The sequence below is a fragment of the Nonomuraea candida genome, assembly GCF_000725485.1.
GTDB lineage: Bacteria > Actinomycetota > Actinomycetes > Streptosporangiales > Streptosporangiaceae > Nonomuraea > Nonomuraea candida.
The window spans coordinates 1-26,955 of sequence record NZ_JOAG01000062.1; the positions used below are offsets into that span (position 1 = coordinate 1).

At 74.2% G+C, this 26,955-nt stretch carries 20 protein-coding genes; 14 read left to right on the forward strand and 6 right to left on the reverse strand.

Going from position 1 to position 26,955, the window contains the following annotated elements; translation table 11 throughout:
* Positions 1-93: 93 nt before the first annotated feature.
* From IO39_RS39445 to IO39_RS39450, 3 genes are read right to left on the reverse strand one after another with little or no spacing between them, the layout of a single operon-like run.
* Positions 94-297, reverse strand: a complete 204-nt coding sequence (locus tag IO39_RS39445) for a DUF1427 family protein (RefSeq protein WP_052423955.1) — start codon at positions 295-297, stop codon at positions 94-96.
* Positions 294-440, reverse strand: a complete 147-nt coding sequence (locus IO39_RS53495) for a DUF1427 family protein (protein ID WP_084774288.1) — start codon at positions 438-440, stop codon at positions 294-296. The genes IO39_RS39445 and IO39_RS53495 overlap by 4 nt, the downstream gene beginning before the upstream one ends.
* 2 nt (positions 441-442) lie before the next feature.
* Positions 443-1,003 carry a quercetin 2,3-dioxygenase gene (locus IO39_RS39450; RefSeq protein WP_043635266.1) on the reverse strand — a complete coding sequence of 187 codons (561 nt, stop codon included), beginning with the start codon at positions 1,001-1,003 and terminating at the stop codon, positions 443-445.
* Between the two features lie 106 nt (positions 1,004-1,109).
* Between IO39_RS39450 and IO39_RS39455 the strand changes: the two genes are divergently transcribed.
* The 8 genes from IO39_RS39455 (at position 1,110) to IO39_RS39490 (ending at position 15,473) form a co-directional block, all read left to right on the forward strand.
* Positions 1,110-1,583, forward strand: a complete 474-nt coding sequence (locus tag IO39_RS39455; protein ID WP_043635269.1) for a MarR family winged helix-turn-helix transcriptional regulator — start codon at positions 1,110-1,112, stop codon at positions 1,581-1,583.
* A gap of 157 nt (positions 1,584-1,740) precedes the next feature.
* Positions 1,741-2,625 carry an SseB family protein gene (locus IO39_RS39460; RefSeq protein WP_043635272.1) on the forward strand — a complete coding sequence of 295 codons (885 nt, stop codon included), beginning with the start codon at positions 1,741-1,743 and terminating at the stop codon, positions 2,623-2,625.
* Positions 2,622-3,011, forward strand: a complete 390-nt coding sequence (locus tag IO39_RS39465) for a UCP033725 family protein (RefSeq protein WP_043635275.1) — start codon at positions 2,622-2,624, stop codon at positions 3,009-3,011. Before IO39_RS39460 ends, IO39_RS39465 begins: the two co-directional genes overlap by 4 nt.
* A 142-nt stretch (positions 3,012-3,153) precedes the next feature.
* Entirely contained in the window at positions 3,154-3,525 is a 372-nt protein-coding gene (locus IO39_RS39470; RefSeq protein WP_245642542.1) for a YbaB/EbfC family nucleoid-associated protein, read from the forward strand.
* Positions 3,522-3,869: a hypothetical protein gene (locus IO39_RS39475; protein ID WP_043635280.1), complete on the forward strand. Its 348-nt coding sequence runs from the start codon at positions 3,522-3,524 to the stop codon at positions 3,867-3,869. The genes IO39_RS39470 and IO39_RS39475 overlap by 4 nt, the downstream gene beginning before the upstream one ends.
* Before the next feature lie 10 nt (positions 3,870-3,879).
* Entirely contained in the window at positions 3,880-14,388 is a 10,509-nt protein-coding gene (locus tag IO39_RS39480; RefSeq protein WP_043635283.1) for a WXG100-like domain-containing protein, read from the forward strand.
* A gap of 22 nt (positions 14,389-14,410) precedes the next feature.
* A complete protein-coding gene (locus IO39_RS39485; RefSeq protein ID WP_043635286.1) occupies positions 14,411-14,935 on the forward strand; it encodes a hypothetical protein in 525 nt (174 codons plus the stop codon).
* Entirely contained in the window at positions 14,928-15,473 is a 546-nt protein-coding gene (locus tag IO39_RS39490; protein ID WP_043635289.1) for a hypothetical protein, read from the forward strand. Before IO39_RS39485 ends, IO39_RS39490 begins: the two co-directional genes overlap by 8 nt.
* Before the next feature lie 157 nt (positions 15,474-15,630).
* Here IO39_RS39490 and IO39_RS39495 read toward each other — a convergent pair whose 3' ends face one another.
* Positions 15,631-16,203 (reverse strand): hypothetical protein, encoded by a 573-nt coding sequence (locus IO39_RS39495; RefSeq protein ID WP_043635292.1) that lies wholly within the window; start codon positions 16,201-16,203, stop codon positions 15,631-15,633.
* Positions 16,204-16,597: 394 nt separating this feature from the next.
* On the opposite strand from IO39_RS39495, the gene IO39_RS39500 reads away from it, so the two are divergent.
* From IO39_RS39500 to IO39_RS39515, 4 genes are all read left to right on the forward strand, one after another.
* Complete coding sequence (locus IO39_RS39500; RefSeq protein WP_084774290.1) at positions 16,598-17,653, forward strand: ABC transporter substrate-binding protein; 1,056 nt, start codon at positions 16,598-16,600, stop codon at positions 17,651-17,653.
* 79 nt (positions 17,654-17,732) lie between these two features.
* Positions 17,733-18,608, forward strand: a complete 876-nt coding sequence (locus IO39_RS59245) for an ABC transporter permease (protein WP_043635295.1) — start codon at positions 17,733-17,735, stop codon at positions 18,606-18,608.
* On the forward strand, positions 18,584-19,294 hold the full coding sequence (locus IO39_RS39510) for an ABC transporter ATP-binding protein (RefSeq protein WP_043635297.1): 711 nt from the start codon (positions 18,584-18,586) through the stop codon (positions 19,292-19,294). The genes IO39_RS59245 and IO39_RS39510 overlap by 25 nt, the downstream gene beginning before the upstream one ends.
* 260 nt (positions 19,295-19,554) lie before the next feature.
* Positions 19,555-20,883, forward strand: a complete 1,329-nt coding sequence (locus tag IO39_RS39515) for a lanthionine synthetase LanC family protein (RefSeq protein WP_043635300.1) — start codon at positions 19,555-19,557, stop codon at positions 20,881-20,883.
* Between the two features lie 136 nt (positions 20,884-21,019).
* Here the strand turns inward: IO39_RS39515 and IO39_RS39520 are convergent, their stop codons facing one another.
* Entirely contained in the window at positions 21,020-21,505 is a 486-nt protein-coding gene (locus IO39_RS39520) for a MarR family winged helix-turn-helix transcriptional regulator (RefSeq protein ID WP_043635303.1), read from the reverse strand.
* A 169-nt stretch (positions 21,506-21,674) separates the two neighbouring features.
* On the opposite strand from IO39_RS39520, the gene IO39_RS39525 reads away from it, so the two are divergent.
* Together IO39_RS39525 and IO39_RS39530 are read left to right on the forward strand one after the other, a co-directional pair.
* Complete coding sequence (locus IO39_RS39525; RefSeq protein ID WP_245642543.1) at positions 21,675-23,282, forward strand: MFS transporter; 1,608 nt, start codon at positions 21,675-21,677, stop codon at positions 23,280-23,282.
* Positions 23,279-24,556 carry a cytochrome P450 family protein gene (locus IO39_RS39530; protein WP_245642544.1) on the forward strand — a complete coding sequence of 426 codons (1,278 nt, stop codon included), beginning with the start codon at positions 23,279-23,281 and terminating at the stop codon, positions 24,554-24,556. Before IO39_RS39525 ends, IO39_RS39530 begins: the two co-directional genes overlap by 4 nt.
* 92 nt (positions 24,557-24,648) lie before the next feature.
* Here the strand turns inward: IO39_RS39530 and IO39_RS39535 are convergent, their stop codons facing one another.
* On the reverse strand, positions 24,649-26,586 hold the full coding sequence (locus IO39_RS39535) for an Ig domain-containing protein (RefSeq protein WP_052423956.1): 1,938 nt from the start codon (positions 26,584-26,586) through the stop codon (positions 24,649-24,651).
* Between the last annotated feature and the right edge of the window lie 369 nt (positions 26,587-26,955).

The following is a 26,955-nucleotide window of genomic DNA, read 5'->3' on the forward strand; positions in this document are numbered from 1 at the left end:
CAGGCCCTACAACCCCCATCAACACGGCGCTGCAGCCGCCCTTACCAAGCAAACGACCGAGCATGTTCCAGCGTGAGGTTGACACAGGGGGTGTCATCGTGCTTCCTCTCCGGAGGTGGTCGTCCGGCGGGCGCGGGCGGCGGCCACGGCGCGTTCGCCGATGAGGATCCCGGCCAGCCCGGTCAGCCCGACGAGGGGCGGGGCGGGGGAGGTGACGCCGAGCGCCCAGTAGACCGCCCCCATCAGCAGGCCGGCCGCGAAGGCGACGGCGGTGCGGCGGGCCGTCCGCGCCCTCACAGGGCCGCCAGGAAGGACTGGCCGAGCAGCATGCCGAGCAGGCCGACCAGGGCGACCGGTGGCGGGGCCGGCGACTTCACGCGCAGCGCCGCGTACAGGACCCCGACCAGGATGCCGGCGAGCAACGCCTTGACGTAGGGCATGGTCAGGCTCCCGCCCGCCACTCGTGGCCGGGCAGGAAACGCACGTCGTAGCGCTGCGGCACGGTGGCGAACTTCTCGGGCGCGGGCACGTACGGCTCGGCGGGCAGGGTGAGATCGTCGGTCGGGGTGCCGAGGCTCTCGAAGAAGCGCTCGAACGTGCCGCCGGGCCCGGCCGCCACGCCGACGATCTGGCTGTGGTGGCGTTCGATGCGGTAGGCGTGCGGGCAGTTCCTGGGCACGAAGCCGAAGTCGCCTGAGGTCAGCAGCTTCTCCTGCTGCTCCCCTTCGGGGTCCTCGACGAACAGCCGCACCGCGCCCTGGGTGACGAAGAAGACCTCGTGGGTGCCGGGGTGCAGGTGGGCGGGGATGATCTGGCCCTTGGGACCCTCGCAGGTGAAGAAGTTGAAGGTGTTCTCGGTCTGCTCGCCGCCGGCGTAGACGGTGATCAGGTCGCCGAACAGGTGGGCGCGGTCGCCCAAGCCCTTCTCCACGAAGTAGGGCCGGCCGGGTTCGGGCGGTAGGGCGGAGCGGGTGCGGTAGGGGGTGGCGAATTCCATGGTCATGGGGAGAACTCCTGTTCATGAGCTATTGTCAGGCTACCTGACATTAAGAGGGGTGGGAGGATTTGGCAAGACCGCCGTACCGCCGACGACTGGATTTTCCGAAGAGATGACCCCGACGACCCGTAACCTGCCCCAGCGGCTGGCCGAGGCCAAGCGCTGGTTCGACGAAGGGCTCCTGGCGAGCATGGAGGCCGCGGGCGAGCGCCCGCTGACCATCGCGCAGGCCTGGGTGTTCGCCACCCTGGACGACACGGGCACCACGGTGTCCGAGCTGGCCCGCCGCATGGGCGTCACCCGGCAGAGCGCCCACCAGGCCGTGCACGGCCTCATCGACGCCGGCCTCATGGAGCAGGCGCCCGACCCGTCCTCCGCGCGGGCCCGGCTGATCCGCCCCACCGCGGAGGGGTGGCGGGCGCACGAGCTGGCCCAGCGGTGCATCGCCGTGATGGAGGAGACCCTGGCCCGGCGCCTGGGCGAGCCGGCCGCCACGGCCCTGCGCGCGGCGCTCGAAACGCCTTGGGGCGACCCTCCGGTGGTCGCGCCCCCACCCGGGGGAAGGCCGGACGGCACGCAGGGCTGACGGCGAACCGCGCCGCGAAGGGGCGCGTGCGGGTGATCCGCCACCGGGCCGGGGCGGCGGAGGTCTTGGGCCTTGCCCGCGGGGGAGGGCCTCGGGGGCGGTGCGGATGGGGGAGGGTCTCGCGTGGCTCCGGCGGGGAGGGCGGCACAATGGGCGGATGACCGCCGATGATCAACCACCGGCCACGCCGTTCGAGGAGCGGTTGTGGGCCGCGCACCGGGACGGGAACCTGGCGCTGTGCCTGGGCCTGCTGCGCGAGGCCGACCTGGCGCTGCCGATCACCGCCGAGGCGGCGCAGTCGGGCCGGGCCGCCTGGGCGACCGTCGCCGACGCCGAGCGGACCTGGCTGCCGGCCTACACGTCGGTCGAGGCGATGCGCCTGGCCACCGGCGGCGCCGCCACGCACTGCCGGGTCGTGTCGATGGTGGAGCTGGCCGCCGGGTGGCCCGACCTGACCTGGGGGCTGGCGGTCAACGCGGGGCTGCGGGTGTCGTTCCCGCTGGAGCCGGGGACGGTGGCCCGGCTGGCGGTGCCCACGCTGGCGCAGGACCTCCAGCTCGCGCCCGAGTCGGGCGTGCCCGTGGTCCAGAAGCTGCTCTCTCCCGCCGACCTCGACGACCTGCTGGTGGACCGGGATCCCCGGGTGTCGGGCTACTGCCACCACGCGCTGGACGTCTCGCACATCGCCACGCCCGCGGTCCTGGCCGCCGCGCTGGGCCGCCCCGACCTGCTGACCGAGAGCGGCTCGCTGAACATCCTGCGCTGGCGCCCCGTCGGCCCCGGCCTCTACCGCACCCCGTACGGCGGCACCGACGAGGCGGGCCGGCGGGCCGTGGCGGGCTGGGTGGTGGAGGAGCCGCCGTTCGTCGGGATGGGGCTGGTGCCCTCCGTCGACAACGTCATCCGGGAGTACAAGGTGTACGGCGTGGGCCTGCCCCACGGCGCCGAGATCTGGGAGCTGACCATCGCGGGAACCGAGCACCGCAGGGCCCTCTACCACGGCGACCTGCGGCGCTGGCTGCTGATCGGGAGGCGGTCATGACGGCCTGGCACGGTTACCGGGCCCGCTGGCGGGGCGCCGACTACCCGGCCAGCCCCGAGCCGCACGCCCTGGAGCTGTGGGTGCGCCTGCGCAGCGCCGAGCCGGTGGACGGCTTCGAGGAGGTCGAGCCCGGCTGCCACGTGCGCACCGTGCCGGTGTCGGAGTGCGAGTCGCTGCACTTCGTGACCGTCGAGTGCCACTGGCGCGGCGAGCCGTTCCAGGTGCACGGCGAGCGGGACGGGCTGCTGCTGCTCGAATACCTCGGGGGATCGGCGCCGCGGGCGCGCGAGCTGGGGCTGGAGCGGGTCGAGCGAGGCGTCTACCGGTGCTGGGTGCCCCAGGCGGAGGCCGGCGAGCTGCGCGAGGAGGCGGTGTCCCTTATGTAGCGGAAATGCAGCATTTTCCGTCGAACACTTGTTTCTTGGTATTCATGTGACGGAAACTTACCCTTCAGGCATATGTGCCGTAACAGGACGCGAATGTCGTGAGGGGGATATGGGGTCACCGGAGCGGCCAGACGTGGCGGGGATGCGGGCGTACGCGGAAGAGCTGCGCACCATGTTCAACCGGTTGCAGGACGAAGGGCTGGAGCTGCACGCCCGGGCGAAGGCGGTCCAGGTCACCGAGACCTCGCCCGACGGCCTGGTGTCGGTGACCGTCGGGGCGCGCGGCGACCTCGTACGGCTCGATCTCGACCCGCGCATCTACCGGCGACCCGACGCCCGCAAGCTGGCCGACACGATCGCGGAGACCACGCGCCGCGCCGCCGCCGCGGCGCAGGAGCGCGTCACCGAGATCTTCGCCCCCGTGATCCCTCCCGAGCAGTTCAGGGCGCACCTCGACGGTGACCTGGAGACCGTCCTGGCCCGCCTCTCCGACCCGGCGGGAGGCGCCAGGTGAACGAGCCATGGAACGGCAACTACATCTCCAAGTCCGTCGTGGACCGGGGCCTGTCCGGCTGGTCCGGCATGGCCGAGGAGCTGGAGCGCACGCTGCCGGAGCTGGTGGCCCGGGTCGAGGAGTGCCTGATGAAGGCCCCGTGGGGCGGGGGAGCCGAGGGCGTCGCCTTCCGGCAGGCCCACCTGCGCGACGGCGGGCCCTTGGAGATGCTCAGCCAGTGCGCCGAGCTCGCCAAAGGAGTCACCGACGCCGGTGAGCGCGTGCGCAAGGCGATCGACAACACCCGCCAGACGGACGCCGACATCAGCCACGATCTCACCGCCGGCCTGATGCGCGAAGTCTGAGACCCGGCACATGACGATCGACACGGGCGGGAGCACCGTCCAGGGCGCCGGCGGCATGCCCGCCCGCCTCGACGTGGCGCGCATCGACACCGACGAGCGCCCCGTCTGGGAGACGGAGAACCTGCCCGACTGGGTGGCCTACTGGCTGCTCCCCATGCTGTCCGGGGGCCAGAAGTGGCCGGAGGCCAGCGAGGCCGGACTGTCGCTGCTGGCCCAGGCGTACGTGGCGCTGGCCGACGGGACGATCTCCCCGGCCGAGGCGGCGGGAATGGCCGCCCGCACCGTCGTGACCGGCTGGGTCGCGCCCCCGACCGAGAACTTCGTCGTCAGGGCGCGCGAGCTGTTCGGCCACGAGGGCGGGCTGGCCGGCGTGACGGGCAACGCCCAGGCGTTCGCGGTGCAGGCCGACAACTTCGCCATCGACACCCAGCACTCCAAGCTCGCCATCAACGTGGCGTTCTGGATCACGGTCATCGCCATCGCCATCGCCATCATCGTCGCCTTCTTCAGCGCCGGGACCTCCACCGCTCTCGTCGGCCCGTACGCGAACGCCGCCCGCGCCGCCATCAGCCGCATCCTCACCCGCCTGACGGCCGCGGCCGGCCGCGAGCTCGGCACCACCAGGCTGGCCAGGGTCAGCGTGCTCAGCGGCGCCACCGGGCGCGGCGCCATCACCCGGCTGCTGGCCTCGCCGATCGGCAGGGAGCTGCCCGAGGAGATCGGCGAAGAGTTCGTCATCGGCGCGGTGGCCCAGAAGCAGCAGATGGACATGGGCACCAGGAAGGAGTACGACTGGCAGAAGTCCGCGGCGGACGTCGTCGGCGCGGCCGGCGGCACGGTCGTCGGGACCAAGCTGGCCGGCCCGGTCTCGCGCGTCACCCGGCACGTCCCCGGCTTCGCCGGCCGCGCCCTGACGACGGGCCTGACCAACACGATCGCCTCGCCCTTCGGCAGCGTCCTGGCCAACGCCGTGGTGTACGGGCAGTGGCAGAACCCGCTCACGGCGGACGCGCTGCTGGGCGGGTTCCTCGGAGGCGTGGGCCGTACGGGGAGCATCAGCCCCCTCAGCGTCGACGTCGCCACGGCGCTGACCCATCCGGTGAGCACGCTCGCCTCGGCGCACGACCGGGCCGCCATGGCGGACGCGGCCCGCGCGGGCGGCCCGGGAACCGCCTCCGGCGCGAACGGCGGCTCCCCGGGGCCCGACGGCGGCCAGTCCGGCGCGGCCGGCGCGGGCCGCGGCCCCGACCAGCCCGCCGCTCCGGTCGCCACCACCCCGCCCGCCTCCACCGGGGCCACCGCCCTCGGCTCGCGCGCCCCCGCCGTCCCGGCCGCCTCGCACGCCCCCGCCTCGGGCCAGCCGGCCGGCCAGGGCGCCCGGCCCGGGCTGCCCGACCTCGACGCGTCCTCGCAGCGGCGTGCCTCCGCCTCCCCGGACCAGCCGGACCAGGCCCCCGTCGCCCCGGCCCCCGACGAGGACGACGACGGCCGGGAGGAGGCCGCACCGCCGCGTCCCGAGACGTCCGCCGCCACCGGGCCGCCGTCCCGGGCGGACGGCCCGGCACAGCCCGGCCACGCCTCCCGGCAAACCGCCCCCGCGCCCGATCAGCCCGTTCCCGCGCCCGATCAGCCGGGGGCCGCGTCGGACGGCTCCGGCAGCACCTCGTCCGCCCCGGCGGCGAACCCCGCGGAAGCCGCCACGCCCGAGCCCGCCCCGGCTACGGCAGACGCGACCCGGCAGGACGATGCCCGCACCCCGACGGGCGGGGACCGGACGAGCGACGGCGACGCCCAGGCCCGGCCGGCGGGCGACCAGGCGCGTGACGGCGACGCCCGCGCGGCCCAGCAGGGCGACACCGGGACGCCGACCGGCGGCGGGCGGGCGCACGAAGGCGACGGCCGGGTGCGCGGCGGCGACGGCCGGACGGACGAGACCGGGGACGCCGTGCCCGTCTCGGCGCTCACCTCGACGGCGGCTCCGGCGGCGCTCAGGGCGCGGTCGGCGCTGGTGGACGCGCTCGGGGCGAACTTCCCCGACGCGGTGCTCACCCCCACGGGCGATGTCATCGTCCCGACCGCCGCCGGCAACCGCGTCATCCCCGCCACGACGATGGCCCGCGTCCGCGCCGCGCTGAACGACCGGGCCACGCAGGTCGCCACCCAGGCGGAGCTGGAGGTGGAGGCCGCCGCCATGCTCATGGTGGCCCAGGCCGAGGACACCCTGTCGGCCCCCGCGCCCGCCACCCCGCCCCGCGCCACCGCCGGCCGGCCCGCCCCCGGCACCGGACCCCGGGCGACCGCCGGCCCGCCCGCCCCCGGCAGCGCCCGCACGGCGGCCGGCCCGCGCGCGTACGCCGCCACGGGAGCCCGCGCGGACGCCGGCCAGGGGCCCACCAGCAGGCCCGGCACCGTCACCGCCCGGGCGCTGCCCGGCACCGGGTTCGTCCCCGACGGCCGCCAGGGCCCCGATCTCACCGTGGACGAGACCGGCGCCGCCGCGTCCCGGCTCCGGACGGACCTCTACCTCGGCGAGGACGTGGAGGAGGTGACCTGGCTCGCGGACCGGGGGCTGCTGCGGGTGCGCTCGCGGACGCTGGGCACCCACTACTTCCGCCCCCAGGTGGGCGACCTCGACCCGGGGCTGATGGCGCGTACCGAGCTCAGGTCCGGCGTCGACGCGGACGACCCGCACCTGGTGCGGTTCGCGCCCCGGACGGCCGGCGACCAGCTCGTCAGGGTGTGGCTGCACGAGACCACCGACATCCTGCACCTCCTGGCGGACAACAGGCAGGAGCAGCTCACCAGGGTCCGCCCGCGGCCGATGCCGGCCACGAACGAGAGCGGCCGCACCCGGAACGCATGCGTACCCGCCCGGCTCAACGAGCTGGCGTTCCTGACCGGGGAGTGGCGGTCGGCGGCCACGATGCCCGAGGTGCGCCGGCTCGCCGTGGACATCGACGGCGTGCGGCGCGAGCTGCGCGAGCACGGCCACACCCCGCCGCCCGCGCCATGGGAAGCGCAGGGCGAACGGCCCACCCACGCGCCCCCGGCGCCGGACGAGCACGCCGACGGCGAGGCCGTACGCTCGGTCATCGCGGCGCTCCGCACGGCGGAGGAGACGCTCGAACGGCAGGTGGACGCGTACACCACGAGCGCGGAGAAAGCCGGCACGCAGGCCGCCGAGGCGCGCCACACCGCCCGGCAGGCCCGCAAGGACCGCGACGACGGCAGGTTCGGGCGGGCCCGCGCGGCACGGCGGGAGGCCCGCGGCCACCGGGCCGCCCAGGAGCGCCACACCCGCATCGCCCAGTCGTACGCCGCCGCCCTGCGCGAGGTCACCGAGGCGCGGAAGGCCTACGAGCGGCTGCTGACGGCGCTGAACCAGGCCGGCAGGTACCCGAGGGCGGGCGAGGTGAGCATGTCCGCCATCGCCACCTCGCTCCGGGCCGAGGCCAAGGAGGCGCACAAGCGCTACCTGGAGGCGCTGCGCGCGGCCCTGCCCCAGGAGATCGTCCTGTCCGCGTCGATGCCCACCGGCAGGCTCGCCCACCTCGGCGCGCTCACCGGCAAGGTCAACGCCATCCTGGAGAGCAACGGCGTCCACAGGCGCTTCACCCCTGACGAGCTGGAGCGCGCCCTGCGCGGCGACTGGCACAAGCTCGTCTCCGACGACGGCGCCGTGCTCCGCGCCGGCCAGGGCAGGTCGGCGGGCGAGCTGCGCATCAAGCTCACGCTCGGCGACCTGGTCGAGGTGCTCGACCCGGCGGTGAAGGCGTCCGAGATGATGGTGGGCGTCTTCTTCCAGGCCGGCAGGACGGTCACCGCCACCGACTCGGGCAGCGGCGGCCTGTCGCTGGGGTTCGACACCAAGGCGCTCGCCCCGCTCCTGGAGGAGGGCGGGCCGGCCAGGGCCGCGCTGGAGCTGCTCGGCGTCGGCGTCGGCGTGAGCGGCGGGCGCAACTGGTCGACCTCGGGCGGCGCCGGCAGGTACGCACAGGGCGGCGCGGTCTTCACCAACCGTGGCGACGGGCTGCTGTTCGACGGCGCGGCCGCGTACACGGTCCAGTTCCGCGGCGCGCGCGACAATGCCTGGAGCAGGCCCGTCACGGTGGACTCGGGCGAGCCCGGCGACAACGCCGGCCAGCGGGTGTGGGTCTCGCCCGCCTACGCCGACCAGCCGCCGCGCAGGCTGGCCTGGATCGACGACGCCAAGCGCGACCCGGCGATGCCCAACAACGTCGTCTACGGCATGTCCGGGCTGGAGGGCGACCTCGACGCGCTCATGGCCAAGCTCGGCGGCGACTTCGCCCGGGTCGGCACGAACGCCCATGCCGACCTGCGCACGTTCGTCACCCAGGAGCTGCCGGCCCGGCTGCGGGAGGCCGTCAACGGCATCGACCAGGTGTTCGCCGTGGCGGGCGAGCCGCAGACGAGGATCCGGGTGAAGACCGAGATCGTGCTGGCGACGGCCAGGCCCGTGGGCGGCCGGAGCCCCGCCGACTGGGGGGAGGAGGTGCTCGTCGACTTCGCCGCCTCACCGGGGGAGGCGTCCAACGGCGGCTCCCTGGAGGGGAACCTCTCGGCCGGGTTCAACCACCCCGGTCTGGACCAGGTGGACGTCTTCCAGAGCCTGGGCGACTACGAGCCGAAGCTGGCGGGCAGGGCCAAGGGCGCCCGGGCGGCCTCGCAGTCGTACTCGTCCACGGCCAACACCCAGGCCATCGAGGTAGACGTGCACCGGTCGATGGAGGACTCGCTGGGATTCGAGGTGCAGGTGCGGCGCACCTACACCGTGGAGCGGGCCGGCCAGCGGCCCGTCACGCTGCCGACGCGCACGGGCACGGTCCTGTTGCGCATGCAGGAGAAGGCCGCCTACCGGTTCGGGCTGCCGGTCGACGACGCGGCGCTGGTCCGCGGCCCCGACGGCCGGCCGCTGATCGGCCCCGACGGCATCGAGGTGCTGCGCGGCGACCCCCGCGTCGTGCCCATCAGGGGGCGCAGGACCGAGCTGCCGGACTGGCTCGGCGACGGCCCCGGCCAGATCCGCGGCGTGGGACAGGGCCTGGTGGAGGCGATCACCGGGCTCGACGGGATGGCGAAGAAGGTACTGGACCGGCTCGGGAAGCTGGGCGTCGTGCCGGAGGTCGTCGGGGGAGTCCCGCGGTACTCCTCCGACCCGCTGACCCGCGCCAGCCAGATGCTGAACCTCCCGGAGGTCGTCGCCCAGCTCTCCGAGCGGCGGCTGCGCACCGCCTACGACCAGCTGGCGCAGGACAAGGGCATCCACGTCAGCCTGCCGGTCCACCGCGTCAACGGCGCCACCCGGCACTACACCCTCCGCCTGTCGCTGCAACAGGACTTCAGCGACCGGGGCGGCTACGCCGGCGTGACCGAGACGAAGTCCGTGGTCAAGCTGCACATCGGCTCAGACACCTCGGCGCGCGGCATCAGCCGCTCCAGGACCTACTCCGGCGGGCCGTCCGGCAACGAGAGCGACGGCCCCGACGAGGGGCAGGACGGCCTCTCGCACGAGGTCGGCGTCAACGCCGGCGGCAACCGCGTGCGCACGGCGGGCTCCAGCACCGGCAGCACCGTCAACGTGGTGACGCTCTCCGAGAGCGGCGACCAGGTCGCGCTCTTCGACGTCAAGCACACCCTCAAGGTGGAGCTGCTGCACGACGGCGAGACGACGCTGCTGGACTCCCGGGACGGCAGCGCCAGGCTGGCCTTCGACGCCAACCTGCTGCCCCCGAAGGTCGGCAGCAGGCCCGCCCCGCTGGGCAGGCTCACCGACGACGTGCGCGCGCGCACGACGCTGCTGGCCATGGACGCCGGCCCGATGCTGGAGGCCGCCGCCAGGGTGGTGCCCCAGGCGATGCGCGGCGACTCGGTCGCCTTCCACCACATGGCGGCCTTCGTCGACACCTACAACCTGACGGCGCATCCGGAGATCTTCGGCGGGACGATCAGCACCGAGGCCGGCGTCCGCGCCGGCGGGCCGGCCCCCGTCCGGTCGTCCTTGTCGATCAGCGCCGAGCCCGGGCAGGCGCGGATCGTGGCCGTGTCCAACCAGGTGCTCGCGGACATCCTGTTCGGGATGCGCAGTGCCGGCGTGTCCTGGGGCGGCTCCTCCGGCCTCTCCTTCGGCATGTCGACCAGCATGTCCGACCTGGACGACGGCGGCACGACGAGCGACGGCGGCAAGCTCTCGCTGCCCTCCCGCTCGGGCGGCACCTCGGTCTCCACCTCCATCCTGGACATCCTGGGCAACGAGACGATCGCGACCAAGACCAGCGGGCTGACGTTCCTGATCCTGGAGGACGCGACCTACACCCTCACCGGCTCCGAGGGCCGCGCCTCCGTCAACCCGCTGGAGGAGGGGCGCGTCTCGGCGGACTCCGGCGGCACGACCACGACCACCGGCACCGCGCTGCGCGCGATCGACGGCGAGGAGGCGCTGGCCAAGTACGTCGAAGGCCGCCTCGACCTGCCCCTGCACCTGGTCGCCGACGCCGTCGAACGCTTCCGCAACGGCAGCCTCAAGCTGGACAGGACCCTCGCCGTGCCGCTCGTCCAGACCTACGTCAAGGCGCTGGCCGAGTCGCGCGCCCGCGGCGAGAACCCGCCGCCGTTCGCCGCGCGGCACACGCCCGCCGCCCTGATGGAGGCCCTCGACAAGGTCACGGGGCTCGGCACGACCACCGTGCCGGACAAGCAGAGCAAGGTGGCGCGCTGGTTCGACCGGATGCTGGGCAGGGCGCGCCGGATGATCGACGACGCCGCCGCGGTCGTGCTCGCGCCCCAGTACGAGAACGCCGTCGGGCTCGGCATGGTGGACGAATTCTCGATCACCGACAGAAAGGGCACGCGCGTCCCCCTCCTGGACGCGGTGCTGAACGCCGTGAACCGCGCGGTGCCGGGGGCCGAGCAGAACTTTCCGACCCTGCTCAAGGAGCTGAGGGTCGACTTCGGCGGGAAACGCCGCAGGATCCACGTCTCGGACATGTGGTCGCCGGACGGGTTCGAGAAGAGCTACAACGTGCGCACCGGCGTGCAGGCGAAGCAGGCCGAGGTGGTCACCGTACGGGTGCGCATGGAGCCCGTGCAGAGGGCCGACGGCCGCCGCGCGAAGCTGGTGCGCCGCACCAAGAACGGCGGCCTGATCATCCAGCGCTACCGCTACGTCGACGTGACGCACACGGAGGCGTACAACGGGTCGTACGCGGCCGGGCTCGACTACTCCGCCGCCGCGAACGGCGACGGCACCGCTGAGGGGCTCTCGGCCGACCGCTCCCGCTCCTATTCCTCCTCCAGCAACCAGCAGCGCACCCGGGTGCAGCGCTTCGGCCTGTTCACCGGCCTCGACCTGGTGCGTCAGAACATGAAGATCATCATCGAGGTCGAGCGCTCCAGCGCCCGCAGGCGGATGCCGCCGGGTCTGTCCCACGCGCCCCGCGCGGCGGCCTCGATCAAGAAGGCGGCCGACGTGGTGCGGCGCCGCCGCCCGATCTCCCGCACGTACGACGCCACGCTCCTGCGCCGCATCCCGACCGGCATGACCCGGCCCGAGGGCGAGGACCCGGGTCCGGTCGCCACCGTGACCGACCCGCGCCAGGTCGAGCTGCACCCCGGCCACTTCCCCGAGCTGCTGCTGCACACCCCCGGCAAGCCCACGCTGCTGGACATCGTCTCGGCCCGGCTGGCGAAGATGCTCGGCGTCAACACCGTCGCCGAGCGCAGGCCCGAGCTGGTGACGCGGCTGTCGCAGTCCGCGCTGATCACCGGCCTCGAACAGATGGCCGGCCCCGACGGGGCCATCATGGTGCCCGTCGTCAGGCAGCGGTTCAATGACCAGGGGGCCGATGTCAGGGTCAAGGCGCGGCTGTCGGACTTCACCGTCGTGGCCGGCCCGTTCGAGATCGAGAAGGGCGGGGTGGACAGGGACGCCCACGCCCAGAACGTGGCCGCCACCCGGGGCCGCACCGCGCCCGTCGGCCTGAGCGGCAGCCTCTCGGACGGCGCGAACGGCGGGCTCGGGCTCGACGTGGGAGCCCGGGCGGGCGAGCAGGCGTCGGAGAGCATCAGGGATCACCACGGCGCGCGCGTGGAGCGCACCATGTTCGAGAGGGGCAAGGCCTACAGCGTCCGGCTGCGGGTGGACTACGACCTGACCTTCCGGCACGTCGCCCGCAAGCGCGACGGCAACACCTACGGCGTCGGTGACCCCGTCCACATGCCGGCCGCCACCAGCGGTGAGGCGGTCGTCACCCTCTTCGGTGAGGAGATCGAGGAGCTGCTCGCCCGGATGGAGTCCGGGGTGCGGCTGGCCCCGGCCCCGGACGAGCCCGCGACCTTCAGGCACCGGCCCGGCAGGGGCCGCACCGGGCTGATCCAGATCCTGGGGGACGCCCGCCTGGCGGCCCGCGAGCGCGGGGAGGTGGCCCTGGTCGAGGTGACCGAGGGGAACACCACCTACCGCTACCGGGCCCACCCCGACGGCACCGTGCGCAGCGGCGACGGCACGCGACGTGCCGAGGACATCGACGGCGGCTTCGCCGAGGCGTTCTCCACGCTGTCGCCCGCGATCCTCGAGGCGGCCGACCGCGCCGGCGTGGACCTGCGGGAGGTCTTCACACGATCCACCGAGCGTGGCACCTTCACCCAGCAGGTCACGGCCGCGCTGCGGGACGCCGGCGCGGCGCCCGCCGCGCCCGCCGACCCGGTCTGGCCCGCCCCTCCACCGGCCCCGGCCGCGTCGCCGGCCCCGCCCGCCGCACCGGCGCCGAACGGGACCGCGGGCGGCAGCGTCGCGCAGGGGCTGACCCCGCCCTCGGCGACCCCGCCCTCGGTGACCTCGCCGGAGATCCCCGGCACCCCGTACACCGCCACGGGCCGGCCCGACGGCGTCGCGCCGCTGAGCATCGCCGAGATCCGCGGCCAGAACGTGACCGCGGCCGACCTCGGCGGCGCCGTGGCCCACCTCCGCTGGTCCGGGGCCGACCGTCTCGTCATCCAGCACCACGCCACCTCCGACGAGCACGTGCGGGTGCTGGCGGAGGATCCGGGGGAGGGGCTCACCGCCCGTACCGAGCTGCATGCCGGCACCGCCGACGATCCGCACGTGCTGCGGATCGCGCCGGGCGTGGAGCCGCTACTGGTGTCGTCCATGCTGGTGCACGAGCTCTCGCACCTCGTGCAGGAGCGGCGGTCCGGGTGGCGGCAGGGCGTGGTGCGGGAGTCGCTCGCGCCCGAGCAGGCCGAGGGGACCGACCACTGCCTGACGGCGCGGCTGGACGAGCACGCGCACCTGTCGGGGAAGTGGCGCGAGGCCGGGGACACGCGGACGCGGGAGCGGCTCGCGCCGATGATCGCCGCGATCGCCGCCGACATCGAACGCCGCGGCCTCACCCCGCCTCCCGCCCCGCCCTGGCACACGACCCCGCCCTCCGGGGCCGCCCCCAGGACCGCGGGGCCGAACGGGCCGGCGGGCGTGGGGGTGGACGCGGCGGCGCTCGCCCGCGTGCGCGGGCTGATCGACGCCCTCACGCAGGCGTCGTCCCCGCGTGGCCGCCGCACGCTCGCCGAGGCCCTGAACGGTACGGCGCCCCGGCGCGGCCGCCGCCGCTCCCTCGCCGAGGCCCTGAACGGCGGGCCGACCGCGTCGGAGCCGGCCGCCCCGGAGCCGGCCGCACCAGGGGCGGCCGCGCCGGGGCCGGAGGTCGCCGCCCGTGCCGGTGAGCGGGACGTTCCCGTGACGCCGGCCGCGCTGCGGGACGAGGCCCGCCGGGCGGGGCTGGCGCCGGGGCAGCCCGGCGCGGCGGCCAGGACGGCGGCGCTGGCCAGGGCCGGTGAGCTCACCCCCGAGCACGTCGCGGCCCTGCGCGGCCGGCCTACCCTGCCCGAGATCGCCACCGCCAAGGCCGCCGAGCGCGCCGCCGCCCTGATGGGCGCCCGGGTCCGCACGCACGGCCCCGGCCTGCTCGACATCGAGCTCCCCGGCCAGCCGCCGATCACCGTCGACGTCCGCCCGCCCCGTCAGGACCCGCCCACCGGGCCCGACGGGGAGGAGGGCGTGCTGACGTACCGGGTGGACGACCGGCGCACGATCGGCGCGAACGAGCGGGCCGCCGCCGCCATGGTGGCGGGCGCCGTGGCGCGCGTGCTCGGCCTGCCGGTCGCCGACCACGAGCGGGTGGCGATGGTGCACGAGGCCGTCCGCCAGGTCCGCGCCGCCACGCCCGGCCAGCGGCCGGGACGGCTGGGGGTCCTGCAGGAGGTGGCCGCCGCCGCGCCCCGCCGGCTCCTGCCCGCCGCCCTGGCCGCCGACCTCGACCGGCTGCTCGCGCTCCCGGACCCGCGCGTCGCGCACGAGCAAGCCCGGCGCGTGCGCGACCATGTGGCCGTCACCGGCTGGCTCCCCGCCGAGGAGGAGTGCGAATGCCCCGACGACGAGCCGTGCACGTGCGGCCTGCGGATGATCGAGCATGTCATGAACAGCGGCTCGGTACGGGCATCATAGGAACCCCGAGGAGAGGACGGTCATGACCTTCGCGGTAGCACGGACGAGGGATGAGGCGCATCTCTACCTCGACCTGCACCCCTGCGCGTGCGGTTCGGTGGACACCACCTGGGACAGGGGCCTGGTCAGCGTCGAGGGCGCGCCGGCCAACCGCTACTTCGGCACGTGCGCGGCCTGCGGGGCTCCGCGCGAATACCTGTTCGGCCTGCCCGAGCGGCCCGTGCCGCCCGCGGGCTACCCGACGTTCGGGGGCCCCGAGCCGTCGGAGCTGCTCGACGCCGGGCAGTGGTTGTGGGTGGCCGACCTGACGGCGGGCAACGTGCCGGTCGATGACGCGGCCGAGGCCCACCGCACGCTGTCGGTGGCCGCCGCGGCGGTCGAGGAGGTCGTCAAGTTCATCCCGCCCGGCGGCGAGGAGGTGCCCGACGACGGGTTCTGGTCGCACCGGGGCAAGCAGGTACGGGCGGCCGAGCCGGGCAGGTTCCGGCTCGACCGGCTGCTGATCGTCCGCGACACCTACCGCGACCTGGCGGGCCGGCATGCCTGAGCGCGGGCTGGCGCGCTGCCTGGTGGAGGCGTACGTCTATCTCGACCTGGCCGCCGAGGGCGGCTCCGAGCGGGCGTCGGTCAGCGAGGAGCCGGACGGCTGGGTGCTGCGCGCGGGCGGCGTCGAGGTGCTCGTGCCGTACGACGCGGAGGAGGCGGCCGAGCACGAGGGCGCGACGTTCGGCACCGGCCTGTCGGAGCTGCTCGACCCCGGCCAGTGGGTGCTGATCTCCGCCACGTACGCGCGCAGGGCCCTGGAGGGCGGCCTGTTCTACGCGGCCGGCCCGCCCGACCCCGAGCGGTACGACTCCGTCGCCGCGGACTGGGGCTTCGCCGCCGACGCCGTGGCCGAGGCGCTGAAGTTCTTCCCCGAGGGCGCCGCCGAGCTGCCGCCCGAGGAGTTCTGGACGGAGATGGGCAGGCAGGCGCGCGACGACGAGCCCGCCCGCTTCACCCGGGAGAGACTGGAGGGCGACCTCGCCTTCTACCGGCAGAGCCTGGCGGACTTCCACAGCCTGCACGCCGGCGACGAGACGTGAAGGCCACGCGGACCTGAGGGCCACGCGGACCTGAAGGCCACGCGGATCTGAAGGCCACGCGGACCTGAAGGCCACGCGGACCTGAAGGCCACGCGGATCTGAAGGCCACGCTCGCCTCACCGGCCCGCCGGTGGGGAGGCGGGCCGAGGAGGGGAGGTCAGAAGCGGCGGCACTGGCCTTCCTTGTCGCCGCGCACCGAGTTCTTGCCCCCGGTCACCTTCGAGCGGTTGTCCTCGCACTCGAGGTTGCCCTTGACGGAGTTGCGGTGCACCTGCAGGCCCTTGCGGTTGCCTTGGAGCTGGATGTTGCCGTCCACCCGGTTGCCGTTGACGCGCAGGTAGCGCCGGTTGTCCGCAAGCTGGATGTCGCCGTCGACCCTGGTGGAGGTCACGGTGACGGAGCCGCTGTCCTCGACCTGGATGTTGCCGTCCACCTTCGACCCCTTGGTGACGGAGACCGAGCGGGCCCCCTCCGCCTGGATGTCGCCGTCAACCCGGACGTCGCGCGCCACGAGGGCGGCGCCGGAGCCGACCTTGACGTTGCCGCTCACCCGGGTGCCGATGAGGGTGCAGGTGGCGCCCTTGGGCACGCGCACGTCGTCCACACTGACGCTGCGGATCGTGCCCTTGCACGTCCGCGTGTCGGCCGCGGCGGCGGGCGCGGTCATGGCCAGGGAGCCGATCACGGTGCCGAGGACGGCGCCGGCGACGGTCAGTCGGATCGCGTGCATCTCATGCCTTTCGTCAGTGCCGGCGCGGGCTGTCCGCCCCGGTCATGAAGAGAGCATCTCGGCCGGCCGTGGCGGTCACGTGAGAAGGACATTAGGGATTTCTCATCTAAATCCGGATTTTCCGGATAGGTAGCCCCGGCCACCGCGATCGGGGGGCCGGGCCGGAGTCGAAGAATAATCATGTAAAACTGGTAGGGAATATTGACTTTGCCGCGCGCCGCTCGTACCTTCGAGGTCATGAGCCAGGGCCAACGCCTGACCCGGCGTGCGCACGTGGACTTCGGCCACGTCGCCAGCGCGCAGTGTCGCTGATCGACGACTGGAGCGATCCGCCCGCACGAGTTCCCGCCGGGCCGAACACCCACGTCCGCGACGACCAGAGGACACCCACCCCATGCCAGCCCAGAAGCGAGCGGCGGCACTCGCCGTACTCCTCCTGCTCACCACCCTGACCGCGTGCGCCCGTCCGGGCGGAGCCGCGCAAGGCGCCCCGGCGCTCGCGCCCGGCGCGCCCCTGCCCACCACCGTGCCCAAGGGCACGAAACTGATCGTCGGAGACCCGGCCACGAAGGTGGCGCTGCAGCTCTCCGGCGAGATCGACGCGTTCTCGTTCGACATCGAGTGGGCCAACCTCAGCGGCGGCCCGCAGACCAGCGAGGCGTTCCGGGCCGACGCGCTCGACGTCGGCGCCGTCGCCGAGATCCCGCCCATCCACGCGACCTGGACCGGCCTGCCCGTCAAGATCGTCGCCTCCCGGTTCCGCGTCGATCCGCTCGACCACCCCACGTACGAGCTCGGCGTCGCGCCGGGCGTGAGCGTCAAGACCCCGGCCGACCTGCGCGGCAAGAAGATCGCCTACAGTCCCGGCCAGGCGCAGGGCGCGCTCGTGCTCAAGGTGCTCAAGCAGGCCGGGCTCACCAAGGAGGACGTCACCCTGGTCGAGCTGCCGAGCACCGGCGACATCTACCCCAACGCCCTGGCCTCCGGGCAGGTGGACGTCGCGCCCATCGGCGGCGTCAACATCAAGCGCTACACCGCCAAGTTCGGCGTCGACGGCGCCACCACGCTCCGGCACGGCCTGCGCGACGACCCCGCCCACCTCTACGTCCGCACCTCCACCCTGGAGGACCCGGCCAAGGCCGCCGCCGTCCGCGAGTACGTCGCCGCCTGGGCCCGGGCCTCCCGCTGGGTCTACGAGCACCCGGAGGAGTGGATCGAGGGCTACTACGTCAAGGACCAGGGCCTCAGCGCCGCCGACGGGCGCTACCTGGTGGAGCTGGCGGGCGAGCCCGACCTGCCGGCCGACTGGTCGGAGGCCATCCGCCGCCACCAGGAGACCATCGACATCCTCGCCGCCGAGACCGGCAACCCGCCCCTGAAGGCCGAGGACCTGTACGACCTGCGCTTCCAGACGGTCGGCGCGGACGCGATCAAGGCGGCCACCTCATGACGGCATGCCCGATCACGACGGCGCGCGCACGCAAGGCAGGCACCCGGACGACACAGGACGCGATCAAGGCAGGCACCCCATGACACTCGTCGAATCCCGCCCCACCGCCGCCCCCGGCCCCTCCGCCACCACCTCCGCCACCCCCTCCGTCACCGCCTCCGCGCCGGGCTCGCGGGCCCGGCCCCGGCTGCGTCCCGGGCGGCCGGTCAGGCTGGGCTTCCTGCTGGGCCCGTCCCTGCTGCTCGCCCTCTGGGCCGTCGCCTCGGCCACCGGCTGGCTCGACCCCAGGTTCCTGTCCGCCCCTTGGACCGTGGTGGGCACGGCCGCCGAGCTGGCCGGGACCGGCCGCCTGCAGGACAACCTGCTCACCTCCGTCGGCCGGGTCGCGCTGGGCCTGGCCATCGGCGTGCCGCTCGGCACGGCGCTCGCGCTGGTCTCCGGGCTCAGCCGCTGGGGTGAGGCGATCATCGACGGCCCGGTCCAGATCAAGCGGGCCATCCCGTCCCTCGCCCTGATGCCGCTGCTGATCCTCTGGCTCGGCATCGGCGAGGTCATGAAGGTCACCGTCATCGCCGTCGGCGTGCTCGTGCCGATCTACATCCACACCCACAACGGCCTGCGCGGCATCGACAGCCGCTACGTGGAGCTGGCCGAGACCGTCGGGCTGCGTCGCGGCGCGTTCATCGGCAGGGTCGTGCTGCCGGGCGCGCTGCCGGGCTTCCTGCTCGGGCTGCGGTTCGCGGTCACCACGGCGTGGCTGTTCCTGGTGGTGGCCGAGCTGATCAACTCCACCAGCGGCATCGGATACATGATGGACCTCGCCCGCACGTACGGGCAGACCGACGTCATCCTCGTCGGCCTCGTCCTGTACGGGCTGCTCGGCCTGTTCTCCGACGCCGCCGTCCGCCTCGTGGAAAGGAGGGCCCTGTCATGGCGGCGCACCCTGGCGGGCTGATCCGGGTCAAGGGCCTGACCCGCGTCTACGGCGACCGCAAGGTCCTCGACGGCCTGGACCTGGAGCTGGCGCCCGGCGAGTTCACCGCGCTCCTGGGCCGCAGCGGGTCGGGCAAGAGCACGCTGCTGCGCGCCCTGGCCGGCCTCGACCCCGACGTCGCCGGCGGCGGGACGGTCGAGGTGCCCGGCGAGGTCTCGGTCGTCTTCCAGGACGCCAGGCTGCTGCCCTGGCAGCGGGTGCTGCCCAACGTCGTGCTCGGCCTGCGCGGGGCGGAGCGGCGCGGCCGGGAGAGCTTGGCCGAGGTGGGGCTGGCCGGACGCGAGCGCGCCTGGCCCAACGAGCTGTCCGGCGGCGAGCAGCAGCGCGTGGCGCTGGCCCGGTCCCTGGTGCGCGAGCCCCGCCTGCTCCTGGCCGACGAGCCCTTCGGCGCGCTCGACGCCCTGACCAGGATCAAGATGCACGCCCTGCTGCGCCGCCTGTTCGAGCAGCACCGCCCGGCCGTGCTCCTGGTCACCCACGACGTGGACGAGGCGATCGCGCTGGCCGACCGGGTGCTCGTGCTCGACGAGGGCAGGATCGCCGCCGAGCAGCGGCCGGGCGCGGGCGGCCCGGAGGCCCGCGCCGAAACCCATGCCGAGATCCGCGCCCGGCTCCTGACGGCCCTCGGCGTCACCGCGGGCGTCTGAACCCGGCACCGGGGCCCCGCCGCCCTCGTCCGGGCCGCCCGGAGCCCGGAGCCAGGACCCGAAGCCAGGAGCCGGCGCCCGGAAGCGTGCCGTCAGGGAGGAGGAGGCCGCCAGGAAGCGGGTCGCGTCGCCCGGTGTCGCTCGGGGGCAGCGGGCGGCGCGGCTCGGCGAGCGCGGGGGATGACGCCATACTGGGAGCACGGCCCCGCGGCTTCCCGGTTTACCGAGTATTCCTACTCAATCTATGGGAAAATGGAGACATGAGCCTGGACGAGAGGCGCGCGTCGAGCGCCCGCGCCGACGCGCCGCTGACCGCCGCCATCATGACCGGCCGGTGGATCAGGTCGGCCGCGCTCGACGACGCGCACGGTCGGAGCTGGCAGGCCAATCCCGACACGCGCGGCGGCTCCGCCGTCACCCCGCAACCCTGGTCGCTGTACTCGGGGGCGGCCGGCGTCGTGCTGTTCTTCCTCGAACTCGCCGCCGCCACGGGGCACGAGGCGTACCTGGAGGACGCCAGGGCGGGGGCCCGCAGGCTCGCCGCCACCTGGCGCGAGCAGGACGACCTGACCCTCTACCACGGGCTGACCGGCGTCATGCTGGCCCTGATGGAGGCCGGCTGGACGCTCGGCGAGGCCGACTTCGACATCGAGGCCGCCGCCATCGCCGATCTGATCGTGAGCCGCGGCAGGGCCGGGGGCGAGGGCGTGACGTGGTCGCGTGACCCGGCGCAGCGCGGCGAGGGCGGCATCATCCTCGGGCTGCTGCGGGCGGCCGCGCACCTCGGCGTGCGGGCGTACGAGGAGGCGGCGGTCGAGGCGGGGCTGCGCATCGCCCGGCTGCCCGTGCCGGGCCACGAGTTCGGCGACTGCGCCGACCTGCCGGTCGACGCCGTCACGCCCGGCTTCCTCGCGGGCACGGCCGGCACGGCGTACCTGCTGGCCCGCCTGTACGGCGTGACCGGCGAGCCGCGCTTCCTGTCCGCGGCCCGCAGCGGCGCGGCCTTCGTCCGCGAGGTCAGCGTCGTGACCGGCGGCTGCGCGTCCGTCCCGCACCACGTGCCGCACGCCCGCAGCCTGCACTACCTGGGCTTCTGCTCCGGCTCGGCGGGCGTGGCCAGGATGTTCTACGAGCTGTACCGGGTGGGCGGCGACCCGGGCGACCTGGAGTGGGTGGAGCGGCTGGCGCGCGGGATCGTGCGCAGCGGGGTGCCGCACCGCCGCACCGAGGGCTACTGGAACGTCGCCTGCCAGTGCTGCGGCACGGCCGGCATGATCGAGCTGTTCGTCGGCCTGTACGCCGCCACCGGCGAGGAGTTCCACCTGGAGTACGCCCGCACCCTGGCCGCCGACCTCATCGGCCGGGCCACCGACCCCGACGGCCGGGGCTACCGCTGGTACCAGGCGTACCGGCGGCTGCGGCCCGGCGAGGTGACCGCCGACACCGGCTACATGGTGGGCGCCGCCGGCATCGGCGCCGCCCTGCTCCACCTGGACGCGGCGGGCCGGCCCGGTCAGCCGCGCCGCGTCATCCTGCTGCCCGACAACCCCTTCCCCGCCATCCCCCTGCCCACCTCGGCCCTGCGCTGACCCCCGGCCCGCCGGAGCCCGCCCCGGCCTCCCGGGGTCGCGCCCGTCCGGAAGCGCGTCACACGGGGTGCGGTCGCGGAGATCGCGCCCGGCCGGACAGGCGGTGAGGTGGGCGAACAAGGGGGGTACGCGCAGCTCACTCCCCGCCCTCGGAGCCCTGGAGCCGGACGATCTCGGCCGCCGTGCTGTGCTCGGCCGCCCGCACGAAGCGCAGCACGGCGTCGATCTCGTCCGCGCCGAACGCGTCGAGATCCTCCCGCGTGCGCGCGATGAGCCCCGCGTACGCCTCCCTCACCCGTTCGAGCCCTTCCTGGGTGGGCTCGATGAGCACCCGCCTGCGGTCGCCGGGGTCGGCCACCCGCCGCACGCAGCCCGCCGCCACCAGCCGGTCGATCATGCGCGAGGCCGAGCCCGAGGTCAGGTTGACGTGCTTGGCCAGCACGCCCGGCGTGGCGGGGCCGTGCCGGTCCAGCACGTGCAGGCACTGCACGTCGGTCTCGGCCACGCCGAGCCGGTCGGCGACGACCCGGTTGAGCCGCACGACCAGGATGGCGTAGGTCGGTATCGCCTCCTTGACCAGCTCGTCGAGGAGGTCCTGCCGCGCCTGCTGCCGGTTCGTCATCGTGGCATCCGCCTCGCCTCAATTCACTGCGTCACGCAGCAAATGTGTAGTACAGTCGCTGCGTCGCGCAGCTAATGTGTTGTGCAGGCATTTTACCGCATTGCCCTGCGGCGGCTCCAGCGTGCCCCGCAACCCCTTCCGTCTCCCATGTCAGGAGCTCGAACGCACCATGACCACCTCATCCCGCCCACCCCACGGCGACACCCCCACCCGCCCGCCGGAACACCCACCAGGGAACGCCCCCGGCGGCGAGAACACCCCCGGCTCCGGGATCGCGTCCGCGGCCGGGATCGCGTCCGGGCCTCGGAGCGCGCCGGGCGGTGGGAGCGCGTCCGATGGCGAGGGCGCGCCCGGGGGCGGGGCCGTCCTGTCCGGGCGCCGAGCGGTCGCCGTCCTGGCCGCGATCCTCACCGCGTCCTTCATGGAGCTGCTCGACGCCACCATCGTCACCGTGGCGGCCCCGGCCATCGCGCGGGACCTCGGCGCCGGTGAGGCCGCGCTGCAGTGGACGGTCGCCGGCTACACCCTCGCTCTCGGCGCGGGCCTCATCACCGGGGGCAGGCTCGGCGACCGGTACGGCCGCCGCCGGCTGTTCCTGCTGGGCCTGGCCGCGTTCCTGCTGGCCTCGGCGGGCTGCGGCCTGGCGCCCGGGCCCGGCGTGCTGATCGCCATGCGGGTCGCGCAGGGGCTGGCGGGCGGGCTGATGATCCCGCAGGTGTTCGGCATCATCCGCGGCTCCTTCGCCCCCGCCGCGCGGGCCGGGGCGCTGGGCGCGTACGGCGCCGTGCTCGGCCTGGCCTCCATCGCCGGCCCGCTGCTCGGCGGCCTCCTGGTCGAGGCCGACCTGTTCGGGCTGGGCTGGCGGGCGATCTTCTGGGTCAACGTCCCGATCGCGATCGCCGGCCTGGCCCTGGCCGCCCGCAACCTCCCCGGCTCCCGCGCGGCCCGCGCCGCCAAGCTCGACCTGCCCGGCGCGGCGCTCGCCTCCGCCGCCACGGTGCTCCTGCTGGTGCCGCTCGTGCAGGGGCGCGAGTGGGGGTGGCCGTGGTGGAGCCTGGTGCCGGCGGCGGCCTCGGTGCCGGTGGCGGTCCTGTTCCTGGTCAGGCAGCGGCGGCTGGCCGTACGCGGCGGGGAGCCGATCCTCGATCCCGCGCTCCTGCGGGTACGGGCCTTCGCCGGCGGCCTGGCGGTCTCGCTGCTGTTCTTCGGCGGCCTCGGCTCCTTCTTCCTCGTGTTGTCCCTCTACCTCCAGCTCGGCCTCGGGTACTCGGCCCTCGGCACGGGCCTGGTCATCCTGCCGTACGCCATCGGCTCGATCATCACCTCCGGGCTCGGCGTGCGGCTGGCCGCCCGGGCCGGCCGCAACCTCCTCGTGGCGGGCGCGCTGACGCTGGCCGCCTCGCAGGCCGCCCTGTTCCTCGCCGTCCGCGAGGGCGCCGAGCCCTCGGCCTGGGCGCTGACCGTGCCGTTGTTCGCCGGCGGGCTGGGGCTGGGGCTCACGGCCCCGATCCTGCTCAACGTCGTGCTCGCAGGCGTGCCGGGGCGGCACGCCGGGGCCGCGGGCGGCGTGCTCAGCACCGTCACCCAGATCGGCAACGCGCTCGGCGTCGCCGTGCTCGGCCTGGTGTTCTTCGCCGAGCTGGAGCACGCCGCCGGCGACCCCGCCGGGTACGCCGGCGCCCTCGCCGCCGTGCTGCCCTGGCAGATCGCCTGCTACTGCGCCGCCGCGGCGCTGATGTTCCTGCTTCCCTCGCGTGCCCACCAGGAGACGTCATGACCGAACCCCTCCGCGCCACCGAAATCGAATCCGCCGGTGTCACTGGGACCGAATCCCCTCGCGTCAGCGAAGCCGGAGGCTCTCGGGTCAGCGGAGCCCTTCACGCCACGACCGAGGCCCCGCGCGTCGCCGTCGATCCCTTCGCCGCCACCACCCGCCGGATCGGTGAGCCGCATCCCGCGCGTGCCGCGCTGCGGGCCGCCGGTCCTCTGGTCAGGGCCGAGGCCCCGGCGGGCGGGCCGGTCTGGATCGTCACCGGCGACGAGCTGGCCAGGCAGGTCCTGGTCCATCCGCTCATCGTGAAGGACCCGGCGTACGCGCCCGCCTCCTGGGACCGGCGCACCGCCGGCCTCGAACCGGCCGCCGCCGCGCAGCCGTCGCTCACCACCCTCGACGGCCCCGCCCACGAACGGCTGCGGCGCGCGCACGGCCCGCTCTTCACCGCCCGCCGGATGAGCGGCTACGCCGGGCGGATCGAGGGGTTCGCCCGCGACCTGCTCACCAAGGAGGCGGAGCGGGCGGGGGAGGGGGAGTGCGACCTGATGGCGGACTTCGCCACCCGCTTCCCGCTCACCGTGGTGTGCGACGTGCTCGGGGTGCCGCTCGACCGGATCGACCAGGCCATCGCGGCCTGCCGCGGCATGCACTCCGCCGACCCGGAGGAGGTCGGCGGGGCGATGGCCGCGTTCGGGGAGCTGGCCGCCGCCGCGCTGGCGGAGGGCCGCTCCGGCCTGGCCGCCGAGCTGCGCGGGCGGGTTCCGGAGGAGCTCACCGAGGAACAGGTGCACTACCTGATCTTCACGCTCATCTACGCCGGCCAGCTCACCACCGACCCGTCACTCGGCTTCCTGCTCGCCCGCCTCCTCCATGACGGCCTCACGGGCAACCGCCCGCCGGACGAGGCCGGGGAGCTCGTAGGGGAGACGTTGCGCCTGCACTCGCCCGCCCCCTTCACCCTGTGGCGCTTCGCGAGCACAGAGCTGGAGCTGGCCGGGGTGCGCCTGCCCGCCCGCGCCCCGATCCTCGTCGACATCCAGGGCATCAACACCGACCCGGCCCGCACGATCGGCCCGGACCTCGCCTTCGGCGCCGGCCCCCACTACTGCACCGGGGCCCAGCTCGCCCGGATCGAGCTCCGCGCGCTGGTGGAGGTCCTGCGGGCCGACTTTCCCGCCGCCCGCCTCGCGGTCCCGTACGGCGAGCTCCGCCAGACGGACTTCGGCGGCATCCAGGGCAGCCGTCTGACCGCCCTGCCGGTACGCCTGCGCGGCTGACCGCCCCGCAGGCGCGGGCGTGCACCGCAGGCCGCGAGGGCGGGCCCGCGTCGGAAGGCGCAGGCGCAGGCGCGGGCCCGTGGCTCCCGGGTTCAGGCGTAGGCCTTGACCTCCAGGAGCCCGACCGAGCCGGCCCCGCTCTCCAGCACGATCCTGAGCCGGCTCGTGCTCACCGCCCCGAACGTCACCCGGTTGTAGGCGTTCAGGGCGGTCGGATACGTGCCGGGCACGTCGGCGTACGCGCTGCCGTTCCAGTACTGCAGCCGCCATGATGCCGGCGCCCGCACCCCGCCGGTGTCGTCGAAGAAGTACACCTCGGCCGCGCGCAGCGTGCGCGGCGACGGCCAGGTCAGCTCGGCCCACTGGGTGCCCGTCTGCGGCCAGGTCCCCCAGCGGGGATTGACCGTGTCGTTCGACGAGGGCGGGTCCACGCCGTCGTTGATCGCGGCGACGCTCTCCCAGGGCGAGGTGTAGGAGGCCGACGGGGTGGCCTCCCGGGCCAGGTTCGCCGCCGCGCCGCCGACGGTGAGCGTGTACGTCCTGGTCACGGGGGTGCTCAGCCGGTCGTAGTCCCTGAGCTGGACGGTGAAGGTGGCCGAGCCGGCCGTCGTGGGGGTGCCGGTGATGGCGCCGGTGAAGCGGTCGAGGGTGAGGCCGGCGGGCAGCGACCCGCTGGTGACGCGCCAGTCGTAGAAGGGCACGCCGCCCCTGGCCTCCAGCGTGTGCCGGTAGGCGGTGCCCGGCGTGGCCTGGGGGAGCGAGGCGGTGGTGATGGCCGGGTCGAGGAAGGGGGTCAGGTTCCGGTTGAGCCTCCAGCCGGCGTTCTCGGCCACCAGCAGGGCCAGCTTGGTCAGCATCCACCTGCGGGTGGGGAACAGGTGGGTCCAGCCGCCGCTCTGGCCGCTGAGGCGGTCCCAGTGGGGCTGGTCGCCGGGGATGTGGTAGCTGCCGTCCAGCGGGACGGCACGGCCCTGGTAACGGATCACGTCGGGATCGTTGCCGCCGCCGTTGACGTACGCGCGCATGCCGGCCCAGTCGCTGTGGAAGGCGACCGCGTGGCCGTACTCGTGCATGACCAGCCCGTGCACGTCCAGCACCGAGCCCTGGATGTCCGTCTTGTACCAGTCCTCGTCGGCGAGGGAGGTGAACAGCTGCTTGTTCGCCTCGTCGTACTCGAGGATCATCGCCGTGGAGCGGTGCAGGGGGCCCGGCACCTGCTGCCCGCCGCGGGTGCTGTAGCGGCCGTTGCGGGCGGGGTAGCCGGTCGAGTACGGGGTCTGGATGCCGCGGAAGAAGACGTACATGCCGTTGTAGGCGGTGTTGTTCGTGACGTTGATGGTGTTCTGCCAGTCGTTGCCCGGCAGATGGTTGGGCTCGGCGCCGGCCGCCACGGTGTCGAAGGGCTGCATGTCGAAGAAGCGGAACCAGTCCTTGACCGCCTCCTCGGCGGCCGTGCGCACGCCGGGGTCGGAGAAGTAGCCGGTGATGGTGTCGTAGCGGTAGTCGAAGGTGACCGGGAGGGTGGGCTGCAGCGCGGTCTTCTCGTCCTGCTGCACGTGGACGGGCATCGACTGCTCGTACGTCGCGCCGCCCGCGTCCCTGATCGTCAGCCGCAGCGTGTGCCGCTCGTCGGCCCCGGGCCCGCGCTTGGAGTGGATCGCCAGCCGGAACGCCTTCTGCTCCGAGGCGTTGGCGAAGGTCAGCGTCTTGGTCGCGCCGGTGGCGGTGAGCCGGCTGGGCAGGTCCATCATCAGCCGGGACGTGCCCTCGGCCTTCAGATCGACGGTGATCGGGTAGCGCACGTCGGCGGGCGGCCTGACGGTCAGCTCGACGTAGGGGTTGGCCAGGTAGCCCTGCCAGTCCACCAGCTTGACGCCGTAGTCGTTGACGGTCCTGCCGAACAGGTCGACGACCTGCGCGGCGGGCGCGGCGCGGGCGGGGAGGGCGGTGAGGAAGGAGGCGAGCAAGGACGTGAGCAAGGCGGTGAGCAAGGCGGTGAGCAGGACGGGCACGCGGGCCGGTCGTCTCATGGCGGAAGCCTTTCTCCGGGGGTGCGCGGACCTCTCTTGGCCGATCGGCGAAACAACTGAAAGGTTTTCGGAAGCAAAGCTCAGCAGAACGCTTCTGTCAAGGCCGCTCTGCACAAGTGCGGCAATGCAACGTTCCGGTGGTGAAGAAAAGGTTTTCGGTTTGCGGCCGTCGCTCGCGGAGCTGGGGGAGCAAGGGAGGGTGCGCCGCGCTGCCCGGCCGCTCGCCGCATTATTTCCCCCTATAACCAGTAGGAAATATTGACTTCTCGCGAACGGCGGCCTAGCGTCATGACCATGAGCCAGGGTTACCTGCTGACCGCGCGGCCGTACGTGGACTGCTGCCACGTCGTCAGCGCGCAGTGTCGCTGA